At 68.5% G+C, this 19,370-nt stretch carries 22 protein-coding genes; 14 read left to right on the forward strand and 8 right to left on the reverse strand.

What is annotated here, in order from left to right:
• Nucleotides 1-50 precede the first annotated feature (50 nt).
• Nucleotides 51-938: a LysR family transcriptional regulator gene (locus ACIGJB_RS17040; RefSeq protein WP_483733493.1), complete on the reverse strand. Its 888-nt coding sequence runs from the start codon at nucleotides 936-938 to the stop codon at nucleotides 51-53.
• A gap of 307 nt (nucleotides 939-1,245) precedes the next feature.
• Here ACIGJB_RS17040 and ACIGJB_RS17045 point away from each other — a divergent pair, with 307 nt between their 5' ends.
• Nucleotides 1,246-1,578, forward strand: coding sequence for a hydroxyquinol 1,2-dioxygenase (locus ACIGJB_RS17045; protein WP_483733494.1), 333 nt, complete (start codon nucleotides 1,246-1,248; stop codon nucleotides 1,576-1,578).
• A 185-nt stretch (nucleotides 1,579-1,763) separates the two neighbouring features.
• Nucleotides 1,764-3,035 (forward strand): cation:proton antiporter, encoded by a 1,272-nt coding sequence (locus ACIGJB_RS17050; protein ID WP_483733495.1) that lies wholly within the window; start codon nucleotides 1,764-1,766, stop codon nucleotides 3,033-3,035.
• A 62-nt stretch (nucleotides 3,036-3,097) separates the two neighbouring features.
• Here the strand turns inward: ACIGJB_RS17050 and ACIGJB_RS17055 are convergent, their stop codons facing one another.
• Complete coding sequence (locus ACIGJB_RS17055; RefSeq protein ID WP_483733496.1) at nucleotides 3,098-4,000, reverse strand: LysR substrate-binding domain-containing protein; 903 nt, start codon at nucleotides 3,998-4,000, stop codon at nucleotides 3,098-3,100.
• Between the two features lie 113 nt (nucleotides 4,001-4,113).
• On the opposite strand from ACIGJB_RS17055, the gene dkgB reads away from it, so the two are divergent.
• The 7 genes from dkgB (at nucleotide 4,114) to ACIGJB_RS17090 (ending at nucleotide 10,393) form a co-directional block, all read left to right on the forward strand.
• On the forward strand, nucleotides 4,114-4,917 hold the full coding sequence (gene dkgB / locus ACIGJB_RS17060) for a 2,5-didehydrogluconate reductase DkgB (RefSeq protein WP_483733497.1): 804 nt from the start codon (nucleotides 4,114-4,116) through the stop codon (nucleotides 4,915-4,917).
• 35 nt (nucleotides 4,918-4,952) lie between these two features.
• Entirely contained in the window at nucleotides 4,953-6,074 is a 1,122-nt protein-coding gene (locus tag ACIGJB_RS17065; protein ID WP_483734702.1) for an alkene reductase, read from the forward strand.
• Nucleotide 6,075: 1 nt separating this feature from the next.
• Nucleotides 6,076-6,420, forward strand: a complete 345-nt coding sequence (locus tag ACIGJB_RS17070; RefSeq protein ID WP_483733498.1) for a MoaF-related domain-containing protein — start codon at nucleotides 6,076-6,078, stop codon at nucleotides 6,418-6,420.
• 30 nt (nucleotides 6,421-6,450) lie between these two features.
• On the forward strand, nucleotides 6,451-7,452 hold the full coding sequence (locus ACIGJB_RS17075) for an aldo/keto reductase (protein WP_483733499.1): 1,002 nt from the start codon (nucleotides 6,451-6,453) through the stop codon (nucleotides 7,450-7,452).
• Between the two features lie 166 nt (nucleotides 7,453-7,618).
• Entirely contained in the window at nucleotides 7,619-8,749 is a 1,131-nt protein-coding gene (locus tag ACIGJB_RS17080) for a cytochrome P450 (RefSeq protein WP_483733500.1), read from the forward strand.
• 65 nt (nucleotides 8,750-8,814) lie between these two features.
• Nucleotides 8,815-9,171 (forward strand): antibiotic biosynthesis monooxygenase family protein, encoded by a 357-nt coding sequence (locus ACIGJB_RS17085; RefSeq protein WP_483733501.1) that lies wholly within the window; start codon nucleotides 8,815-8,817, stop codon nucleotides 9,169-9,171.
• A gap of 109 nt (nucleotides 9,172-9,280) precedes the next feature.
• A complete protein-coding gene (locus ACIGJB_RS17090; RefSeq protein WP_483733502.1) occupies nucleotides 9,281-10,393 on the forward strand; it encodes an extracellular catalytic domain type 1 short-chain-length polyhydroxyalkanoate depolymerase in 1,113 nt (370 codons plus the stop codon).
• 30 nt (nucleotides 10,394-10,423) lie between these two features.
• On the opposite strand, the gene ACIGJB_RS17095 is transcribed toward ACIGJB_RS17090, so the two are convergent.
• Entirely contained in the window at nucleotides 10,424-10,750 is a 327-nt protein-coding gene (locus ACIGJB_RS17095; RefSeq protein ID WP_483733503.1) for a 2Fe-2S iron-sulfur cluster-binding protein, read from the reverse strand.
• Nucleotides 10,731-11,345 carry an IMPACT family protein gene (locus ACIGJB_RS17100; RefSeq protein WP_483733504.1) on the reverse strand — a complete coding sequence of 205 codons (615 nt, stop codon included), beginning with the start codon at nucleotides 11,343-11,345 and terminating at the stop codon, nucleotides 10,731-10,733. Before ACIGJB_RS17100 ends, ACIGJB_RS17095 begins: the two co-directional genes overlap by 20 nt.
• Before the next feature lie 238 nt (nucleotides 11,346-11,583).
• Here ACIGJB_RS17100 and ACIGJB_RS17105 point away from each other — a divergent pair, with 238 nt between their 5' ends.
• From ACIGJB_RS17105 to ACIGJB_RS17120, 4 genes are all read left to right on the forward strand, one after another.
• Nucleotides 11,584-13,569, forward strand: coding sequence for a PhoX family protein (locus ACIGJB_RS17105; protein WP_483733505.1), 1,986 nt, complete (start codon nucleotides 11,584-11,586; stop codon nucleotides 13,567-13,569).
• 180 nt (nucleotides 13,570-13,749) lie between these two features.
• Nucleotides 13,750-14,847 (forward strand): methyl-accepting chemotaxis protein, encoded by a 1,098-nt coding sequence (locus ACIGJB_RS17110; protein ID WP_483733506.1) that lies wholly within the window; start codon nucleotides 13,750-13,752, stop codon nucleotides 14,845-14,847.
• A 125-nt stretch (nucleotides 14,848-14,972) separates the two neighbouring features.
• Entirely contained in the window at nucleotides 14,973-15,290 is a 318-nt protein-coding gene (locus ACIGJB_RS17115; protein WP_483733507.1) for a high-potential iron-sulfur protein, read from the forward strand.
• A gap of 69 nt (nucleotides 15,291-15,359) precedes the next feature.
• Nucleotides 15,360-15,968: a DUF938 domain-containing protein gene (locus ACIGJB_RS17120; RefSeq protein ID WP_483733508.1), complete on the forward strand. Its 609-nt coding sequence runs from the start codon at nucleotides 15,360-15,362 to the stop codon at nucleotides 15,966-15,968.
• Between the two features lie 32 nt (nucleotides 15,969-16,000).
• On the opposite strand, the gene ACIGJB_RS17125 is transcribed toward ACIGJB_RS17120, so the two are convergent.
• The 3 genes from ACIGJB_RS17125 to alkB all read right to left on the reverse strand — a co-directional run bounded on the left by ACIGJB_RS17125 (nucleotide 16,001) and on the right by alkB (nucleotide 17,482).
• Entirely contained in the window at nucleotides 16,001-16,186 is a 186-nt protein-coding gene (locus ACIGJB_RS17125) for a hypothetical protein (protein ID WP_483733509.1), read from the reverse strand.
• A 35-nt stretch (nucleotides 16,187-16,221) separates the two neighbouring features.
• Entirely contained in the window at nucleotides 16,222-16,710 is a 489-nt protein-coding gene (locus ACIGJB_RS17130; protein ID WP_483733510.1) for a GFA family protein, read from the reverse strand.
• Between the two features lie 100 nt (nucleotides 16,711-16,810).
• Entirely contained in the window at nucleotides 16,811-17,482 is a 672-nt protein-coding gene (gene alkB, locus ACIGJB_RS17135; protein WP_483733511.1) for a DNA oxidative demethylase AlkB, read from the reverse strand.
• Nucleotides 17,483-17,689: 207 nt separating this feature from the next.
• Between alkB and ACIGJB_RS17140 the strand changes: the two genes are divergently transcribed.
• Complete coding sequence (locus ACIGJB_RS17140; protein ID WP_483713112.1) at nucleotides 17,690-17,824, forward strand: hypothetical protein; 135 nt, start codon at nucleotides 17,690-17,692, stop codon at nucleotides 17,822-17,824.
• An 88-nt stretch (nucleotides 17,825-17,912) separates the two neighbouring features.
• On the opposite strand, the gene ACIGJB_RS17145 is transcribed toward ACIGJB_RS17140, so the two are convergent.
• Nucleotides 17,913-19,352 (reverse strand): flagellar hook-length control protein FliK, encoded by a 1,440-nt coding sequence (locus ACIGJB_RS17145; protein ID WP_483733512.1) that lies wholly within the window; start codon nucleotides 19,350-19,352, stop codon nucleotides 17,913-17,915.
• Nucleotides 19,353-19,370: the final 18 nt, after the last annotated feature.

Raw genomic sequence — 19,370 nt, forward strand, 5'->3', positions numbered from 1 at the left:
GGTGATGGGTGCAGAGCTTGCGCGCCGGGCGTTGCCGCCGGCGCCCCGGCTCAGGTATGGCGCAACTCGCGCACGAATGCTTCGTAGGCCGAGGTCGTGAAGCCGGCGCGCTTGACCAGGAAGGTGTGCGCGTAGCGCACGGGTACGGTCTGGAACTCGTGGGCATGGGGGTACATCGCCAGCAGCGAACGCGGCACGATCGCCACGGCCGATCCCGCGCTGACGTAGGCCAGGATCGCGTGATACGACGGAAGTTCCACTACCGACAGCCTGCGGCGCAGGTCTTCGCCGCCTTGCTCGAGCCAGTCTTCGGCGCAGCGGCGATAGGTGCACCCCTTCGAGAACGCTGCAAGATGCCGCAGTGTCACGTCCTGCGGGCCGCGTGCCTTCGGGTGCGTGCCGGGCAGGACCAGGACCAGCTCTTCGGTCCGCAGGAAGATGCCTTCCAGGCCTTCGCCAAGCTCCGCCATGTTGACGTAGGACGGCGCGCCGGTACCCGGGTGGGCGACCACCGCGCAGTCCAGGCGATGGCTTAGCACGGCATCGACCAGGTAGCCCGTGGTACCCGTGGCCAGGTTCAGCTCCACGTCTGGCCAAGCGGCATGGAAACGGCCCAGCGGCGCCGGCAGGAAGCTCGCCGCGGAACTCTCCATGGAGCCGACACGCAGCGTGCCGCTCGGCGCGCTCAGGCGCATGGATTGCCGTGCTTCCTCGGCCAGCGCCAGCATCTGCTCCGCATAGCCGAGCAGGCGGTGTCCTTCCGGCGTCAAAAGCATCTTCCGGCTGTCGCGCTGGAACAGGGTGACGCCAAGGCTCTCCTCCAGCTGCTTGACGCGGGTGGTGACATTGGACTGGACGCGTTCAAGCGCCCTGGCCGCCCGGGTGATGCTCTGTTCGCGCGCAACGGCCCGAAAGATTTCCAGTTCTGCGAGTTCCACGTTCTCCGACGGCACGCTTTACCGTGTCGTTCTCAAAATCAGAATGAAAGTATTTTTAGTATTGTGAACAGAGAACTATATGTCAAGCACGGAACGGTAACGCGGACCAGGAATCCGGCCCCAGCGGTCTTTCTTGTATGCGCCTGTATCAGGGCCGTGGCGCGATACAGCTTCTGACAGAAGGACATCCCGCACGCTACAGGCGAGATACGCCGGTCACCTTAAATACGTTCCGTGGCAGGCAGCGAACGACAAAAAGCGGTTCGCAGCGGCCCGACCTCCATGCAATCTCTCAAGGAAGCCAATCATGCGTACCCAGCTTATCCAGCGTCTTGCCCTCGCCGCCACGCTCGTCGCCGCCACAGCCGGCGCCCAGGCCGCCGGACTGTCCTATCAGGGCGCGGCCGACCCGTACACGTCGGGATCCCGCTCGGTGCAATCGGCACCGAGCCCGTACACCGATGGCGCCCGCGACGTGCTATCCCCGCGCGACCCCTACGGCGAAGGGGCCCGCACCGTGCAGGACCAGCGCGAGCCCTATACCGACGGGGCGCGCACGCTGGCCGGCATGGACCGCAGCGGGGTCTCCGCGCCGCCGGCCCGGCAGGCCGATCCGTACCTGGATGGTGCCTACGCCTGATCAGGGGCCCGAGTCCGGCGGGCCATCACGGCAGGCGGCGATCCGCTCGCCGTATCGCGGCCTGCCGGAAGCACCCGCGTCAACCGCGTGCAACGGAATGACGCGTTTCGCCAATCGGCACGAACACCAGGCGGCAAAGGCAGGTCAGACAGGGCTACGCGCCTCCCGGCGCCTGTGCCCGCTCAATGGAAGTCTCTGTCGAACTGACCCTGCGCATCGGCTGCCTGCTGGCGCTGATTGCCGCGTGCAACGTTGCAGCGATCAAGCTGCGGCTGCCGGATGCCATGACGCTCACGGCCGCCGGCATCGTGCTTGGCACGGTCTTCCTGCTTGCCGGTGAACACGCGCCCGCGTTCACCGCGCGCGCCATCCAGCCATTGCTGTCGCCCGCGCTCGCGCCTGACGGGTATCTCTGGCTGTTCCTGCCGCCGATCCTGTTCCAGGCCGCGCTGGAATCTGACGCCACGGCGCTGGCGCACGACCTGCTGCCCATCCTGGTCCTGGCGATCGGCGCGGTGTTCGCCGCGACGCTGACGGTCGGCCTGACGGCCCACTTCGTCACCGGCGCGAGCCTTGCCGTGTGCCTGCTGGTGGGCGCGATCGTGAGCACCACCGACCCGTCCGCCGTGATCGAGCTGTTCCGCAGCAGCGGGGTGCCGGCGCGCATGGTGCGCCTGGTCGAGGGCGAAAGCCTGCTGAACGATGCGGCGGCCATCGCACTGGCGTCGCACCTGACGGCGCGCATCGTTGGCCACCCTGGCGCCGCCATGGCGGGCTCCGTGCTGGGCGACGTGTTCGGTTCGCTGCTTGCCGGCGGCATCGTGGGCGGGCTGGCGGGCCTGCTGCTGGCCCGCGCGTGCCGCGCCATTCCGCATGCGCCGCTGTCGCGCTTCTCGTTGTCGCTGGCGTTGCCGAACCTGCTTTACCCGATTGCCGACCGGTGGCTGCACGTCTCGGGCGTGGTGACGGTGGTCGCGGCCGGCCTGGTCGCCGGCACGCTGCTGCGGCGCTCCAGCATGCCGGCCGAGCATGAACCCTTTCGCGACCTGTGGCGGCATATGGGCGGCATGGCCGCAGGCATGGTCTTCCTGCTGGCTGCCATGCATGTGCCTGGCATGCTGCGCGACCTGCGCGTGGCCGATCTCTTCCTGATCCTGGCGGTGCTGGTCGCCGCCTTGCTCAGCCGCTGGGCCGTGCTCGGCTGCAGCCTGCCGCTGCTGAGCCGCATCGGCATGTGCGCGCCGTTGCCCCGCGCGCACCGGATGGTGATCACCTGGGGCGGCGTGCGCGGACCGGTGACGCTGGTGCTGGCCTTGTGCGCGGCGCGCTCGCCGGAACTGCCGCCCGAGGCGCGGCACCTGGCGTCCGTGGTGGCGGTGGGGTTTGTGCTGGCGAATCTTGCCTGCAACGGATTGACGTTGAGGGCGGTGGTGAGAAAGTTGGGGGTGGTGGATTGATGGGTCCGTCCTGACACCGGCGCCTGCATGCGTGAACCTCGCAATGCGTGCGTGGGTCTTCCCTATTCGTCGAACGGCTGCTTGCCGAGCACGCTGACCACATGATCGACAAAGCAGGTGATGCGCGACGCCAGCGCCGTGTTGCGGTAGTAGACCGCGTTGACCGACTGCCGCACATCCAGCGTCTGCCTGCCGAACAGCGGCACCAGCCGGCCGCTCTGGCGATCGTCGCGCGTCATGAAGTCAGACAGGCACACGATACCCAGCCCGGCCAGCGCCAGGCTCCTGAGCGTTTCGCCGCTCGATGAGCCGATGGCGGGCTTAATGTGCACGATGCTGCCGTCATCGTCGCGCAGCGGCCAATCATTGAGGGAATCCGGCTGGCTGAAACCGAGCAGCGTATGTTGCGCGAGCTGGGCCGCCCTGGTCGGCGTGCCGTGGCGCTTCAGGTATGCGGGGCTGGCCAGCACGCGCACGCGGCTGGTGCCGATCGGCCGCGCATGCAGCGTCGAGTCCTTGAGCGAGCCGATGCGGAAGGCCACGTCGGTCCGCTTCTCGATCAGGTCGATGATGCCTTCGGTCGAGTGCAGTTCCAGTTCCACCTCGGGGAAGCGTTCGCGGAATCCTTCGACCAGCGGCACCAGCACATGTAGCATGAATGGCGTGGCCGCATCGACGCGCAGTCGACCCACGGGCCGCATGCGGCGTGCCGCCATCTGCTCTTCCGCTTCGTCGACCATGGCAAGAATGGCGCGCGCATGGGCCAGGAACGAAGCGCCTTCCTCGGTCAGTTCCAGGCGCCGCGTAGTCCGGCGCAGCAGCGTGGTCTGCAGCTTTTCTTCGAGGCGGCTCAGCGTGCGGCTGGTCGCCGACACCGTCAGGTCCAGCTGTTCGGCCGCCGCGGTGATGGAGCCCGTATCCACGACGGCCGCAAAGGCCAGCAGTTCGTCGATAGTCGTTTTCATTGTTGATTTCAAATCAAATGAATTTGACTTATACACGGCTTAATTTGCAAATGTAAAGCCGGCAAACTCCATCCATCGCAAGTTCCTCTTGCCCCTGTACCAGGAGTTATCCCATGAGCATTCCTTCGTTTGGTGTCGGCACGTTCCGCCTGACCGGCCAGGCCGCTGTCGATTCCGTGCGCAACGCGCTGGACGTGGGCTATCGCGCCGTTGATACCGCGCAGATTTATGAGAACGAGGCCGACGTCGGCAAGGCAATTGCCGAAAGCGGCGTGAATCGCGACGCGCTGTTCCTCACCACCAAGATCTGGACCGCCAATTACGCTGCCGACAAGCTCGTGCCGAGCCTGCGCGAGAGCCTGGACAAGCTGCGGACCGACCATGTCGACCTGACGCTGATCCACTGGCCGGCCCCGGGCAACGGCGTGCCGCTGCGCGAGACCATGGAAGCGCTGGCCGCGGCGAAGTCGCTGGGCCTCACGCGCCAGATCGGCATCTCGAACTTCAATATCGCACTGACCCGGCAGGCCATCGACGTGGTGGGCAAGGGTGAGATCGCGACCAACCAGATCGAGCTGAGCCCCTACCTGCAGAGCCGCAAGCTCACCGCGTTCCTGCAGGAGCAGGGCATCGCCGTGACCTCGTACATGACGCTGGCCTACGGCAAGGTGCTGAAGGATCCGGTCCTCGCAGACATTGCGGCGAAGCACGATGCCACCGTGGCGCAGGTGGCGCTGGCGTGGGCGCTGCAGCTTGGCTACGCGGTGATTCCTTCTTCGACCAAGCGCGAGAACCTGGCCAGCAACCTGCTGGCGCGCGACCTGAAGCTCGACACCGACGACATGGCGCAGATCGCCGCGCTCGAACGCAACGGTCGCGAGGTCAGCCCCGAGGGCCTGGCCCCGGTGTGGGACTGAGGGAGGCGATGATGTCCGCGATCTCCATGAAGTCCATGAACTCGGATACGCGCAACCCGCTGTTCCAGCCCCATTCGCTCGGCAACCTGACGCTGCCGAACCGCATCGTGATGCCGCCGATGACGCGCTCGCGCGCCAGCCAGCCCGGCGACGTGCCCAATGCGCTGATGGCCGAGTACTACGCGCAGCGTGCCGGTGCCGGCCTGATCGTCAGCGAGGGCACCTGGGTTTCGCCGCTCGGCAAGGGCTATGCATGGACGCCAGGCATCCATACGCCGGCGCAGGTCGAAGGCTGGCACAAGGTGACCAGCGCCGTGCATGCGGCCGGCGGACGCATCTTCGCGCAGCTCTGGCATGTGGGACGGCTTAGCCACGTCAGCCTGCTTGACGGACAAGCGCCGGTGTCCTCGTCGGCGATCCAGGCGAAGGGCGTCAATGTGTTCGTGGCCGAGTACGACGGCACGCCGGGTTTCGTGCAGGCGTCGCAGCCGCGTGCGCTGACGGTCGAAGAGATCCACGGCATCGTCGACGAATTCCGTCAGGCCGCGCGCAACGCGATGGCGGCGGGGTTCGACGGTGTCGAACTGCACGCGGCCAACGGCTACCTGGTCAACCAGTTCATCGATTCGGGGGCCAACGACCGGACCGATGAATACGGCGGCTCGCTCGAGAACCGCCTGCGCTTCCTGCGCGAAGTGGCACAGGCGCTGATCGAAGGCACCGGCAGCAAGGACCGCGTCGGCATCCGGCTGGCACCGTTGACCACGCTCAACGGCTGCGTCGACGCCGATCCGGAGACGACTTATACCGCTGCCGCGCGGACGCTCGGCGAGATCGGCGTGGGCTATGTCCATATCGCCGAAGCCGACTGGGACGACGCGCCGCACATGCCCGTCGCCTTCAAGCGGCGGCTGCGCCAGGTCTATCCGGGCACGCTGATCTACGCGGGCCAGTACACCGCGGAACGCGCTCGCGCCGCGCTGGACGAGGGCTGGGCCGACCTGATTGCGTTCGGCCGCCCGTTCGTCGCCAACCCGGACCTGCCGGAGCGCCTGCGCACCGGTGCCTCGCTGACCCCGCATGACCGCGACACGCTGTTTGGCGGCGATGCGCGCGGCCTGACCGACTATCCGCGCTTGAGCGCCAAGGCAGCCTGAGATGACCAGCCAGATTCAACCCGGCAAGCCGCCGTTCGCCGGCCGCAGCTTCCGCGTCGACTACGACGGACTGTCCGCGCACAACATCTATGCCGAAGACGGGCAGTCGATCCGCTATGCGATCGTCTCCGGCCCGTATGCGGGCGCGAGTGGGGAATCGCGCTGCGAATGGCGCGAGATCGCCGAGGGCGTCTATGCGATCTCGTGGCAGGAAGCCGACGGCGCGACCGTGGTCCATGTCGACGACTTCATCCACGGCCGGTCCATGGCGTTTTTCACGGCGTCCGATCAGACGTTCTACCGGATGCAGGGATCTTTGACGGCGCTGGCGGGCACCGACGCCTGAGCCGCGCTCCACGATCCATTCAAGGCAACTATGCGAATTTCCACACCGACGAAAATCGGCTTCGGTACAGCGCCGCTCGGCAATATGTACCGCGACATCCCCGAGCAGGAGGCGCTCGACACCGTCGACGCCGCCTGGCAGCAGGGCATCCGCTACTTCGACGCCGCGCCGCTCTATGGCGCGGGACTGGCCGAGATCCGGCTGGGCAACGCCTTGCAGCACCGCCCGCGCGACGCCTACGTGCTCAGCACCAAGGTCGGCCGGCTGGTACTCGACGAGACCGAGGACACGGCCAGCCGCGACCTGGGCGAGAAGGGCGGCCTGTTCGAACACGGCCTGTCCAACAAGATCGTCTACGACTACAGCGCCGATGGCACGCTGCGCGCGATCGAAGCCAGCCTGAAGCGTCTGAAGACCGACCGGCTCGACATCGTCTGGATCCACGACCCGGCCAAAGATTTCCATGGCGATGCCTGGCGCGACGTGTTCCAGACCGCGATGAACGGTGCCGCCGTAGCGCTGACCCGGTTGCGCGAAGAGGGCGTAATCAAAGCCTGGGGCCTTGGCGTCAATCGCGTGGAGCCCTGCGAAATGGCGCTGCAACAGGCCGATCCGGATGGCTTCCTGATCGCCGGCCGCTATACGCTGCTCGACCACGCCGATGCGCTGCGCGAACTGATGCCCGCCTGCGTGAACCGTGGCGCGGGCATCGTGGTGGGCGGCCCGTATAACTCCGGCATCCTCGCCGGCGGCGAGCACTACGAATACCAGAAGGCGACGCCGGAGATCCTGGCGCGGGTCGAGGCGCTGCGCCGGCTATGCGCGCAGTTTGGCGTCGATATCCGTGCCGCCGCGCTGCAGTTCTCGCTGGCGCATCCCGCCGTGGCGGCGGTCATCCCCGGTGCAAGCCGGCCCGAGCGCATCGCCGAGAACCTGGCGCTGGCGCAAGCGGACATCCCGCCCGCGTTCTGGCAGGCACTGCGAGAACAGAACCTCGTCGCCGCCGCCGCGCCATTGCCCGGCCTGGCATAGCGGTACCAAAGCCCGGGCTGTCACGCCGGGGCTTTTGCGTTCGACATTTCATCTTGCCGCGAAGCTTCTTCGCGCGGGACGGTGCAAAGATTCGTCATACGTTGTAGCTGCCCACGCCCCTGTCGGCGCGGGGGGCTGATCCGACAACCGCCGAATACGCTACGCCATGATGCCCGCCGACCCGCTGCAAGCCGTCACCCATCCCGATCCCTATCCCTACTACCGCGCGCTGGCTGCGCAGCGGCCGTTCGGCTTCGATGAACGGCTCGGGCTATGGGTTGCCGCAGGGCCGGCTGAAGTCGCCGCCGTGCTGGCGCATGCCGATTGCCGCGTGCGTCCGGCGGCGCAACCCGTGCCGCCGGCCCTGGCCGGCACTGCGGCGGGCGAGCTGTTCGGGCGCCTGATTCGCATGAACGATGGCGCGGCCCATGCGCCGCTCAAGGCCATCCTGCTGCAACAGATGGCGGGCATCGACACCGATGCCGCCATGGCGCGTGTGGCCACGCTGGCCGCCGCACTCGATGCGGTGCCCGGCATGGCGCCCGACACCGGCGCCGCCGTCAACCGCTGGATGTTCACGCTGCCCGTCGTCACCGTGGCCGACCTGCTCGGCTTGCCGGTGCGCGCAGGCACCGATGCCATGGCCGTGGCATCGCGCGTGGCAGCCTACGCCGCGGCGCAGTCGCCGCTGGCCTCGGCTGACGAGGTTGCGGCCGGTGCCGGCGCGGCACGCTGGCTCGGGCAATGGCTGCAGGCCGCCATGGATGCGCCATCGCGAGCCGATACGCCGGGCTTGCTGCCGGCGTTGCGACGGGCCGCACAAGGCGAAGGCATCGCACCGGAAGCCGTAGCCGCCAATGCCATCGGCCTGATGGTGCAGGCGTGCGAGGCGACGGCCGGGCTGGCGGGCAACATGCTGCTTCGCCTGGGCCGCATCGGCACGGCCGCGGGCAACCTGCCTGAACTGGCCGCGCGCGCGGCACGAGACGATCCTCCGGTGCAAAATACACGCCGCTTCCTGGCGGCTGACGCGCACCTGTGCGGCGTGCCGGTCAAGGCGGGCGATGCCGTGCTCGTGCTGCTTGCTGCGGCCTCTTGCACAACGCCCGGTGATGCCGGAGGCCGGGCGTGGACGTTCGGCGCGGGCCGCCACGCCTGCCCCGGCGACACGCTGGCACAGGCGCTTGCGGCGGCGACGGTCGACGTCCTGCTCACACGGGGCGCGCAACCGGCCGCGCTGGCGCGGGCGTTCCGCTACCGGCCTTCGCACAACGCGCGCATTCCGCATTTCAATTGAAACCGGGGATGTCGCCGATCCCCCGATCCCCCGATCCCGATCCCTTCCACAAAGAGACCTCCGCCATGATCGCCGTCATTTTCGAAGTCGAGCCCGCACCGGGCCGCAAGGACACCTATCTCGACATCGCCGCGAAGCTGCGGCCGACGCTGGAGGCCATCGACGGCTTTATCTCGGTCGAGCGTTTCCAGAGCCTGACCACGCCGGGCAAGATCCTGTCGCTGTCGTTCTTCCGCGATGAGGCGGCGGTCATGGCATGGCGCAATACCGAGGAGCACCGCCAGGCCCAGGCAGCGGGGCGCGGCGGCGTGTTCTCGGGCTACCGGCTGCGCGTGGCGCAGGTGCTGCGCGACTACGGGCTGGACGAGCGCGACCAGGCGCCGGCCGACAGCCGCGCGGTCCATGACCACGCTGCACGCTGACCGGGGAGCGCATATGTCGATGGCCATCCCGGTTGCCCATGTTCGCGGGTGACATCAAAGCCTGACACAATCGAACCCGTCAACGGAATCCGGACGGGAGGCCAGTCACATGGGACGCCGCGGCAGCAGCACGGCAACGCTATGGAAGTCGCTGGGCAAGACCGCCACGCGCCAGGCACGGCGAATGGGACGCGAGATGACCCGGGCGCTGAACAAGACGGTGACGCAGCCGATGACCGATGCCATCGTGCGCAACGCCGTGAAGCAGTCATCGGCCGTCGCCAAGGCCACGCAGCGCGCATTGTCGGGCGTGGCATCGCCCGTGCCGGAACCGCAGAGCCGCGGCAGCGGGCGCTGGGAGGCCGGCACCGGCGGCGTGGGCCCTCTCGCGCAGCGCCACTACCGGATCTTCATTCCCGCAGGCCTGACGGCCAGGCGACGCGCGCCCATGCTGGTGCTGCTGCACGGCTGCGGCCAGGACGCCGCCAGCTTTGCCGCGGTCACGCGCGCGGCCGTGGCGGCGCGCGAGGCGGGCTGCGTGGTGCTGTTGCCAGAGCAGTCGTCGCAGGCCAACGCGCAACGCTGCTGGAACTGGTTCCGTCCCGGCACGCGCGGCGCCGCCGAGGCGGCGCTGCTGATGGCCATGATCGACCAGGTCTGCGAACGCTATCCGGTGCGCCCGGAGCGCGTCAGCGTGATGGGCCTGTCCGCCGGCGGCGCCATGGCGATGATGCTGGGCCTGCGCTACCCGCAGCGGTTTATCGCCATCGGCTCGCATTCGGGGGCGGTCCCCTACAGCGCCGGCAACGCGGCCCAGGCTGCCGCGGCCATGCGCGGCAGCCGCGCGCCCGACGCCGCGGCGCGCCAGGCCATGCGCCTGTGGCTGGCCGGCCGGCGCCTGCCGCCCTTGTTGCTGTTGCATGGCGACGCGGATGCCGTGGTGACTTTCGACAATGCCATGACCGCCGCGCGCTTGTGGCTGGACCTGTTGCCTGAACCGTCGGCGCAGTTGGCCGTGCCGCCCGCGCGCCGTGTGCAGCGCGGGCAGCGGCTGCCGGCGGAGGTGTCCGACTGGATCGTCGAAGGCGAGACCTGCGTGCGGCTCGTCAGGATCGAGGGCCTCGGGCATGCATGGAGCGGCGGGCCGGCGGCACAGGCGTTCTCGGACCCGCGCGGGCCCGATGGGCTGAAGATTGCATTGCGCTTCTTCGCTGACCGATGACCGTGCCGGTGGGGCCACGCGGGCAGTCGCTTATTCCAGCTTGCCAGGCTCGATCACGACATCGCTGACCGGGCAGGCGACGCAAGGCAGGATCCAGCCGTCATCCTTCTCATCCGGGCTCAGCCCCGGCCATTCGATGCGATAGCGGATGGCGCCCGCATGCAGCCGGCTGGCGCATGCGCGGCAGGTCCCGTTGCGGCACGAGTTGGGCAGTGCCAGGCCGTCGAGCAGCGCGGCCTCGAGCAGACTCAGGCTCGCTGGCGCGGCAAAGGTGACGCCGGCAGGCAGCACGCGCGCGGTGAACTCGGCCCGCTCGTCCACCGGGACGGTGCCGGTTTCAGTCTGAATCGCCGTCATCGTCGGTCTGCGGAAATTGTGCCCGCCCGTGCGTGGCGTCGCGCAAGGCCGCCAGCGCGGCATCGCGCTGCGTGGCGGGCAGGCGGATCACCAGCCGCGCCAGCGCGCCGTAGGCGGTGTCGGCCAACGTGCAACCGTCCTGCGCGTCCAGCCAGCGGCGCACGCGCGGCTCGTCGGCGTAGTCGACATCCACCGTCAGTTCGGCGTAGGCAATGCGCTCGATCCGTTCCGCGGACTTCAGCGCCGCGGCAATCGCATCGGTGTAGGCGCGCACCAGCCCGCCGGCACCGAGCTTGACGCCGCCGTAGTAGCGCACCACGGCCGCCAGCACGCCATCCAGGTCATGGTGGCGCAACACCTCCAGGATCGGCCGTCCGGCCGTGCCGGAGGGTTCGCCGTCATCCGACATGCCCGACTGCCCGCCGGCCAGCAGCGCCCAGCACACATGCGTGGCGGTCGGGTGCTGCGCGCGCAGCGACTGCAGCACGGCCATGGCGGCGTCGCGGTCCGGGACGGGAATCGCCAGGGCAAGGAAGCGGCTCTTGCGGATCTCGAGTTCGGCTTCGACCTGGGCGGCGAGGGTATAGGTGGGCAAGCGGAATCTGCCAGGCGGCACGCGGCCGCGCGGGAACGGAAAGAGCGGAAGTTTACCGCAGCCCTCGCTTCGGGCCGGTGCGCGACGGCTTTGTGGTTCATCGTCAACTTCCTGTCACATAGAACCCATAGGATGCGCAGCGACTAGGGCGCGGCTGCCGCGTCATGTCTTATTTCTATGACAGGCCGACGGTGCCACCTGGATGCGCCACTGCCTCCTTCCCCGGAAACGAAAGACCATGTTCGACAAACCTGATGCCTCGCGCCGCAAAGCGCTGAAATTCCTTGCTGGCGCGCCGATGCTGCCGCTGGGCCTGGCTTCGGCCGGCCTGCTGGTGGGTTGCGGCGGTGGTGACGACGCCATTGCCGCTCCGGCCGATACCAGGCCCGCGCCCGGCCCCAGCGCCACGTTCACCACGGCCGAGTTCATCGGCATGAACGCCCCGACGCTGGCGGATCCGGCCGCCATGGCCACCACCACCGTCGGTTCGGGCCTGAAGGTCAATTTCAGCGACGGCAGCAGCCGCACCTTCAAGCTGGCCTACCAGCCGTTCTTCGTGACCGGCGACATGGTGCCGGACGGCAAGGGCGGCACCATCCTGGCCGGCGGCTACTACGACATCAACAACCAGCCGATCCGCGACACCTCGGTGGCCGGCAAGGAGCGCCAGTTCTTCTCCGACTCGCCCGACGGCACCTCGCTGCTCAAGGTCGAAGGCGCGCACGTCGCCGGCGTGAAGGGCAACCCGGTGTTTGCCGTGGTGCAGTTCGAGTACACCACGCGCGACCAGTCGGGCGCCGACACCTACGGCCGCCTGCCGTCGCCGATCGCCGTGCTGACGCTGGACCAGGACCCGGCCACCGGCAAGCTCACGCTGGTCAAGTACCACAACGTCGATACCTCGCCGGCGCACGGCCTGTGGATCACGTGCGGGGCGAGCCTGTCGCCGTGGAACACGCACCTGTCGAGCGAGGAGTACGAGCCGGACGCGTTCACGATCGCCAGCAACAGCCAGTTCAAGGCCTACAGCAAGAGCCTCTATGGCAGCGAGACCGCGGCCAATCCCTACAATTACGGCCACCTGCCGGAGGTGACGGTCAACGCCGATGGCACCGGCTCCATCCGCAAGCACTATTGCCTGGGCCGCATCTCGCATGAGCTGGTGCAGGTCATGCCGGACAATCGCACCATCCTGATGGGCGACGATGCCACCAACAGCGGCTTGTTCATGTTCGTGGCCGACAAAGAGAAGGACCTGTCGGCGGGCACGCTGTATGTGGCCAAGGTGGGCTCGGGCTTTTCGGTGGACCCGTCCGCGGCGGGCGCCGATCTGTCGTGGGTCAAGCTCGGACATGCCACCAGCGCGGAGATCGAAGCGCTGGCCAAGACGACCGCGCCGACCGACATCATGGATGTGGTCACCGCTGATCCGCTCGACGCCAGCTACACCAAGATCTTCGTCGGCGGCAAGGCCAACTGGGTTCGCCTCAAGCCTGGCATGGAGAAAGCCGCGGCCTTCCTGGAAACCCACCGCTACGCCTACCTGAAGGGCGGCAGCATGGGTTTCACCAAGATGGAAGGCACCACGGTCAACATCAAGGACAAGATCGCCTATTCCGCGCTGCAGAACGTGGTCGACTCGATGGTCCTGAACAACAGCAAGGGCTGGAATGCGCAAAGCGGCATCTCGGTCGACAAGGCACTGAACGCCGGCGCGGTGATGCAGCACAAGCTCGACGGCGGCCGCAAGGACCTGGACGGCGACGCCATCAGCAGCGAATGGGTGCCGGTGCATACCAAGGCGCTGATCGTGGGCACCGACATCGCCGGCGATGCGCTGGGCAACCTGGCCGATCCGGAAATGATCGCCAATCCGGACAACCTGAAGTTCTCGGAAAAGCTGCGCACGCTGTTCATCGGCGAAGACAGCGGCCAGCACGTGAACAACTTCCTGTGGGCCTACAACATCGACACGAAGAAGCTGTCGCGCCTGATGTCGGTGCCCGCCGGCGGGGAATCCACGGGGCTGCATGCCGTGGATGAGATCAACGGCTGGACCTACATCATGAGCAACTTCCAGCACGCCGGCGACTGGGGCAGCCTGCACGCCAAGGTCCAGGCCACGCTGGATCCCCTGGTGCGCGCCAACTACAAGGACCGCGCCGGTGCGGCGGTTGGCTACCTGACGGCTGACCTGTCGAGCATCAAGCTGGCCAAGGCCTGAATGTTAGTGCGATAGGAAGAAGAGGCGGGCTGCGGCCCGCCTCTTTTCCTTTGACCTGCTACAGAAACACCACCATCGGGATTTCCCCAATCCTTTTCATCCTAAACCTGCGCGCATGACTGCCGATACTCCAACGGCAGACCATCAATAAAAGACATTCCAACACGGGGGAGAACAGCAATGTCGCAGGCAAATCTGACCATCCGGGCCCGCCTGGGCGCAACGTTCGGGCTGGTCATGCTGTTGGCGGGCGCCGCTATCGGCACGGGGCTGGCGCAGTTGGACGGCAGCGACGCGGCGCGCTACACCATGCTGGGCCTGGGGCTGGCGGCGCTGGCCGCGGCCGTGGCCGGTGCTTTCTGGCTGGCCGCCGGCATCGAGCGCCCGCTGGCCGACGCCGTCTACATCGCCGAGACCGTGGCCGCCGGCGACCTCAGCCAGGACTTCGATACCGACCAGGGCGGCGCCTTCGGCCGGCTGCTCGGCGGCATGGGCAAGATGGAGGACATCCTGACGGACCTGGTGGGCCGGATCAAAAGCTCCACGGACTCGATTGCCGACTCTTCGCGCCAGATCGCGGACGGCAACACGGATCTTTCCCAGCGCACCGAGGAACAGGCGGCCACGCTGCAGGAGACGGCGTCCAGCATGGGCAGCCTGACCGATATGGTCCGCCGCAATGCCGAGCGCGCGCACGCCGCCAACGACATCGCCGCCAATGCCTCGGAGATCGCCGAGCGCGGCGGGGTGGTGGTCAGTGACGTGGTGCAGACCATGCAGGCCATCAGCGCCAGCTCGAACAAGGTGGTGGAGATCATCCAGGTGATCGAAGGCATTGCCTTCCAGACCAACATCCTGGCCCTCAATGCCGCCGTGGAAGCGGCCCGTGCGGGCGAGCAGGGCCGCGGCTTCGCCGTGGTGGCTGGCGAGGTGCGCACGCTGGCCCAGCGCAGCGCCACCGCCGCCAAGGAAATCCGCGTGCTGATCGGCGATTCCGCCAGGCAGGTCGAAGGCGGCGCGGTGCTGGTGGACAAGGCCGGCCAGACCATGGAGGAGATCCAGCAGGCCGTGCGCAGCGTCGCGGGCATCCTGGGCGAGATCTCGGTGGCCTCGCGCGACCAGAGCAGCAGCATCGAGCAGGTCAACCAGGCCGTGGCGCAGATGGATACCGTCACGCAGCAGAACGCGGCGCTGGTGGAGCAGGCCGCCGCCGCGTCGGCATCGCTGGCGGACCAGGCCCATCAGCTCCAGGGCGTGGTCGGCGAGTTCAAGCTGTAAGCACGCCAGACCCGATCTCGCCGGCGCCGGGCATTGCACCGGCCTTGCAATCCGCAGTAACCTCTGCGCCATGCAGCAGGCACATGCTGCCGCTGCCCGATAGCGCCACCCCAGAGGAGACTGCCATGCCGTGCCGACGCCGGTTTCTCGGATACCTGCCGCTCGCCTTGTCCGGCGGCGTGGCAGTCACCGGACTGCTCGGCAGCCGGCCTGCCCGCGCGGCCATGCTGGGCGAGCAGGATCCGCAGGCACAGAAGCTCGGCTACAAGGCCGACACCAGCAAGGTCGATCCGAAGCAGTATCCCGGCCACAAGGCCAGCCAGACCTGCGGCAATTGCCAGCTCTACCAGGGCGACACGGGCAGCACCGCCGGCGGCTGCGTCCTGTTCGGCGACAAGGAAGTGGCGGCAGCCGGCTGGTGCAGCGCCTGGGCGCAAGGCTGATTGCGCGCGCCGTGCTCCATCGTCCCGCATTGTCTATCCCATCGCCGCGATGATCTCGCAGGAAGATCCATGACCCACGACCCCGATACCCGCCGCATGGCGCCGGCCACGGAGCGCAATCGCGAGCCGATCCTCGCCGTGCTGCGCAACGTGCTGCCGGCCAATGGCACGGTGCTGGAGATTGCCAGCGGCACCGGCCAGCACGCGGTCCACTTTGCCGCGGCGCTGCCGGGGCTGACCTGGCAGCCGAGCGATCCCGACGCCGCGGCGCGCGCGTCGATCGCTGGCTGGATCGCGCACACCGGCGTGGCCAATGTGCTTGCCCCGCTGGCGCTCGATGTCTGCGCGCCACCGTGGGGCATCGACGCGGCCGATGCCGTGGTTTGCATCAACATGATCCATATTTCCCCGTGGGCAGCGGCGCAGGCGCTGTTTGCCGGTGCCGGAAAGCTGCTCGGATCAGGAGGCGTGCTGGTCCTGTACGGGCCCTATCAGCGGGGGGGCGCGCACACCGCGCCGAGCAATGCGGCATTCGACGCGCAACTGCGGGCCACGGACCCGGACTGGGGCGTGCGCGACATGGAAGACGTGATCGCCCTGGGGGAAGCGCAGGGCATGCGCTGCGACGCGCCGGTGGCCATGCCGGCCAACAACTTCATGCTGGTGTTCCGGAAGTAGGGCGGCGCCGGATCCACCCGTGCCGGCATGCTCTAGAACGCTTCGTTGATCTGGAAATACACGCCGCGCGTCTGCCGCCCGAAGCCCGCGTCCAGGCGCACGTTGACGCGCGGCTTGAACTCGAACCGGTAGCCGATGCCCGCGTTGGGCAGCCAGTGCGCCGAGGCGAGGTCGCCGGGCTTGCCGGCAATCGCGCCGGTGCCGGCCCAGAACACCATGCCCTGCCGTCCGCGCCAATGGTGACGGATTGGCCTCAGGCCGAAAGCAGGCCGTGGCGGCGATGCCATTCCTGCAGCGACTCGGCCGGCCAGGTGCCGCAGTGCACGTGGCCCTTGCCGCGTGGCACGTCCACCCACGCCGGAACGAAGTCGAGCCCGGCTTCCACCACGTCGGGCGGTTTGGGCAGCGGGGTGTCGATGGCCGACGCGTGCGGATGGACGAGATGGGGCCAGCGCGGGTCGAACAGCCACAGCGCGCTGCCGCACCTGACGCAGAAATGCCGCTGCGCCGGCGAGCGCGTGGCGCGCTTGCCGGGTTCGCGCATCACCGCGTGGTAGATGCCCAGATACTTCTTGCCGCGCACGCGCAGCGTCGTGGCATCGCCGCCGAGGTTGATGGCATGGCCGCCGCTGCCCGCCGTCTTGCGGCAGATCGAACAGTGGCAGTGCATGAACGGATACGGCGAATCGGACTCCAGCGAGAAGTGCACAGCGCCGCAATGGCACGAGCCTTCGAGATGCATGGTATGGCCTCCAGTCGAGCGTCGCGGGATGCCATTGACTGTAGGAGACATGCCGTCCGCCGCAAACCGGGCGATGTGCGGCTCGCGGTGGCCGCGCGGGCTACAGCGCCCGGCGGAAGGTCAGGTTGATCCGTTCCTGCCCGAGCAGCGGATGGTCGCCGTCGGCCAGCGGCGCAACGCCATGGAAGGCCAGCCGCGCGGGGCCGCCCCAGACGACCACGTCGCCATGCGCCAACCGTGTACGGGCGGGGCGCTCGGCGCGGCGCAGCCCGCCGAACAGGAACACCGCCGGCAGGCCGAGCGAGACCGACACGATCGGCGCGCGCAGGTCGCGCTCGTCGCGGTCCTGGTGCAAGGACAGGCGTGTGCCGGGCACATAGCGGTTGACCAGGCAGGCGTCCGGCGCAAAGCCGGCAAAGCCCGCTTCGGCGGCGGCGCGTGCGGCCAGGTCGAGAAAAGTCGCTGGCATGGCGGGCCACGGTTCGCCGCTGAGCGGATCGAGCCGGTCGTACCGGTAGCCTGTCCGGTCCGAGACCCAGCCGGCCTGCCCGCAGTTGGTCATGGCCACCGACATCTGCAGTCCGCCCGGTGTCACCATATGGCGCCAGGGGGCTTGCCCGACGACGTTCGCGACATCCCGGAGCAGCTGCGGTGCCAGCGCGCGCGCAAAGCCGCGCAGCACGGCGGCGCCGGCCGCCAGCGGCTCGGTCACGCCAGCCGCATCACGGCCTTCGCCGGGGGCATCCAGGTTGTCGAAGAGGTCGAACGTCATGGCACGGGACAGGGCAGGGTTCTACGCCGGCATTATCGCCCCGGCGCCTGCGCGGCGCTCCCGGCAGTGTGGCGTCGTGTCGCGCACATTGGCAACCAGCGCGATTTTCCTCCCTTGGATCGGTGGGATCAGGGTTTATACTTAGCCCGCCTTTTCCGAATTCTCTCCGCATCGCGCCAGTCCGCGCCCCGCTTCTACGTCCGCATCATGAAACGATTTCTCGCCTTCAGCCTTGTCGCGTGGCTCTCTGCCGCGTTGCTGATCCTCGGACGCGACTCGGTTGCCATGATCGCCCTGAGCGGCGTGGTGGCCCTGGCGGGCCTGGATATCTTCCAGCCCTGAGACGGGACCTGGCAGCACGCCGCAATACGACAAAGGCCGCCCCAGAGGCGGCCTTTGTCATGGCAGTGGCGCGTGAAGCGCCTGCCGGTCAGGCAAACGTATCGACCTCTCCCTGTGCCAGCGCGCGTGCCGGACGGGCCGGTGCGGCGATGGGTGCGGCCAGGGAATCGCCAGTGGCCAGGTTCGCGCCGAATCCCGGGTGGCCACGGCCATTGCCGGCCTGCTGCTGTTGCGGCTGGCCATTGCCGGCCTGGCCGGCAAAGCTGTCGGCGCCCACCGACGTCTGGCCGAGCTGGATGCCGCTTTCCGACAGCGCGGTGCGCAGGTGCGGCAGCGCGGCTTCGACCGCCGCGCGCACGGCCTGGTGCGGCGAAACGAACTGTGCCTGGGCCTGGTCGTTGACCACGTTCAGTACCACCTTGAGCGGGCCGAGATCGGGCGGATTGAGCTGCAGTTCCGCGCTCTGGCTGCCTTGCGTGGTCAGCCGGATCATCTGCTGGCCCAGCGCCTGCGGCCATTGCGCATCGTCCAGCGGCGGCGCCACCACCGGGCGTGCGGCGGCGGCCACAGCGGCCGGTGCGGCCGAAGGCGTCTGGTTCGCCAGCGCGGCGGCAATGGCCGTCGCGGCGCCATCGTTCTGCGTGACCGTTGCGGCATCGCCGGCCCTGGCGGCGACCTGCACCGGCGTGAACGGGGCGGCGGCGGGTTTGCTGTCCTGCCCGATGCCGTCCGCCTGCGCCAGCACGGCATGGTGCGGGTGGCCGGGGCCTGCCTGGGACTGGCCATCGCCGGACTGGCCGGCCTGGCCCTGGCGTGCATCGCCCATCGCATGCAGCGCCGTGCTGGCCGTCGTGGCCGCCTGCGTGCTGTCGGTCGCTGCCGGTTGCCCCGAGGCGCCCGGCAGCGCGGCGCGCTGCGACAGGATGTTGGCCAGCGTGTCGGCTGCGGTCGGCGTGGCAGTCGTGGCGGTGGCGTCCTTGACCGTTGTCAGGATCGCCAGCTTGCCGGCGGCGTCGGCATTCACATCAGCGAGTGCCGCGTTGGCCGCATCGGCCGGCGCGGCGGCGGGGGCTTGCAGCACGGCGAGGCCGTTGGCGCCGGAGGCACCGGCCGCGGCGACATCCGCCGCGCAGTTGCCCGATGCAGCAGGGGCCGGGGCGGGCGGCAGCAGGGCGGCGAGCGCCGCGGCGGCGGCGCCAGCGTCGGCCGCCTGGCTGCTGCCGTCGTCCTTGTGGTCCTTGTCGTTATGGTCCTTGCGGCGGCCCGGCTGCACCGGCTTGCCAGCGGCCGCGCGGGCCGCGTCGGCGGCCTGGCTGTCTTTCGACGCGGAACCGCCGGCAGCCTGCGTATTGTTCTGCGTAGTGTTCTGCGCATTACTGCCCGAATCCCGGCGCGGCTCGGGGCGCGCGTTGTCCTTCGCGCGCGACAACGCGCCGCTGAAGGCAGCGTTCCCGGCGTCTGCCGTCATGCGGCTGGCGGGATCTGCCTTGGGGGTGGCGTTGCTGACGAGCTGGCTGATATCGATCATGGATGAAGGCTTGCCCTC

Source organism: Cupriavidus sp. C2SS-8b, assembly GCF_057073745.1.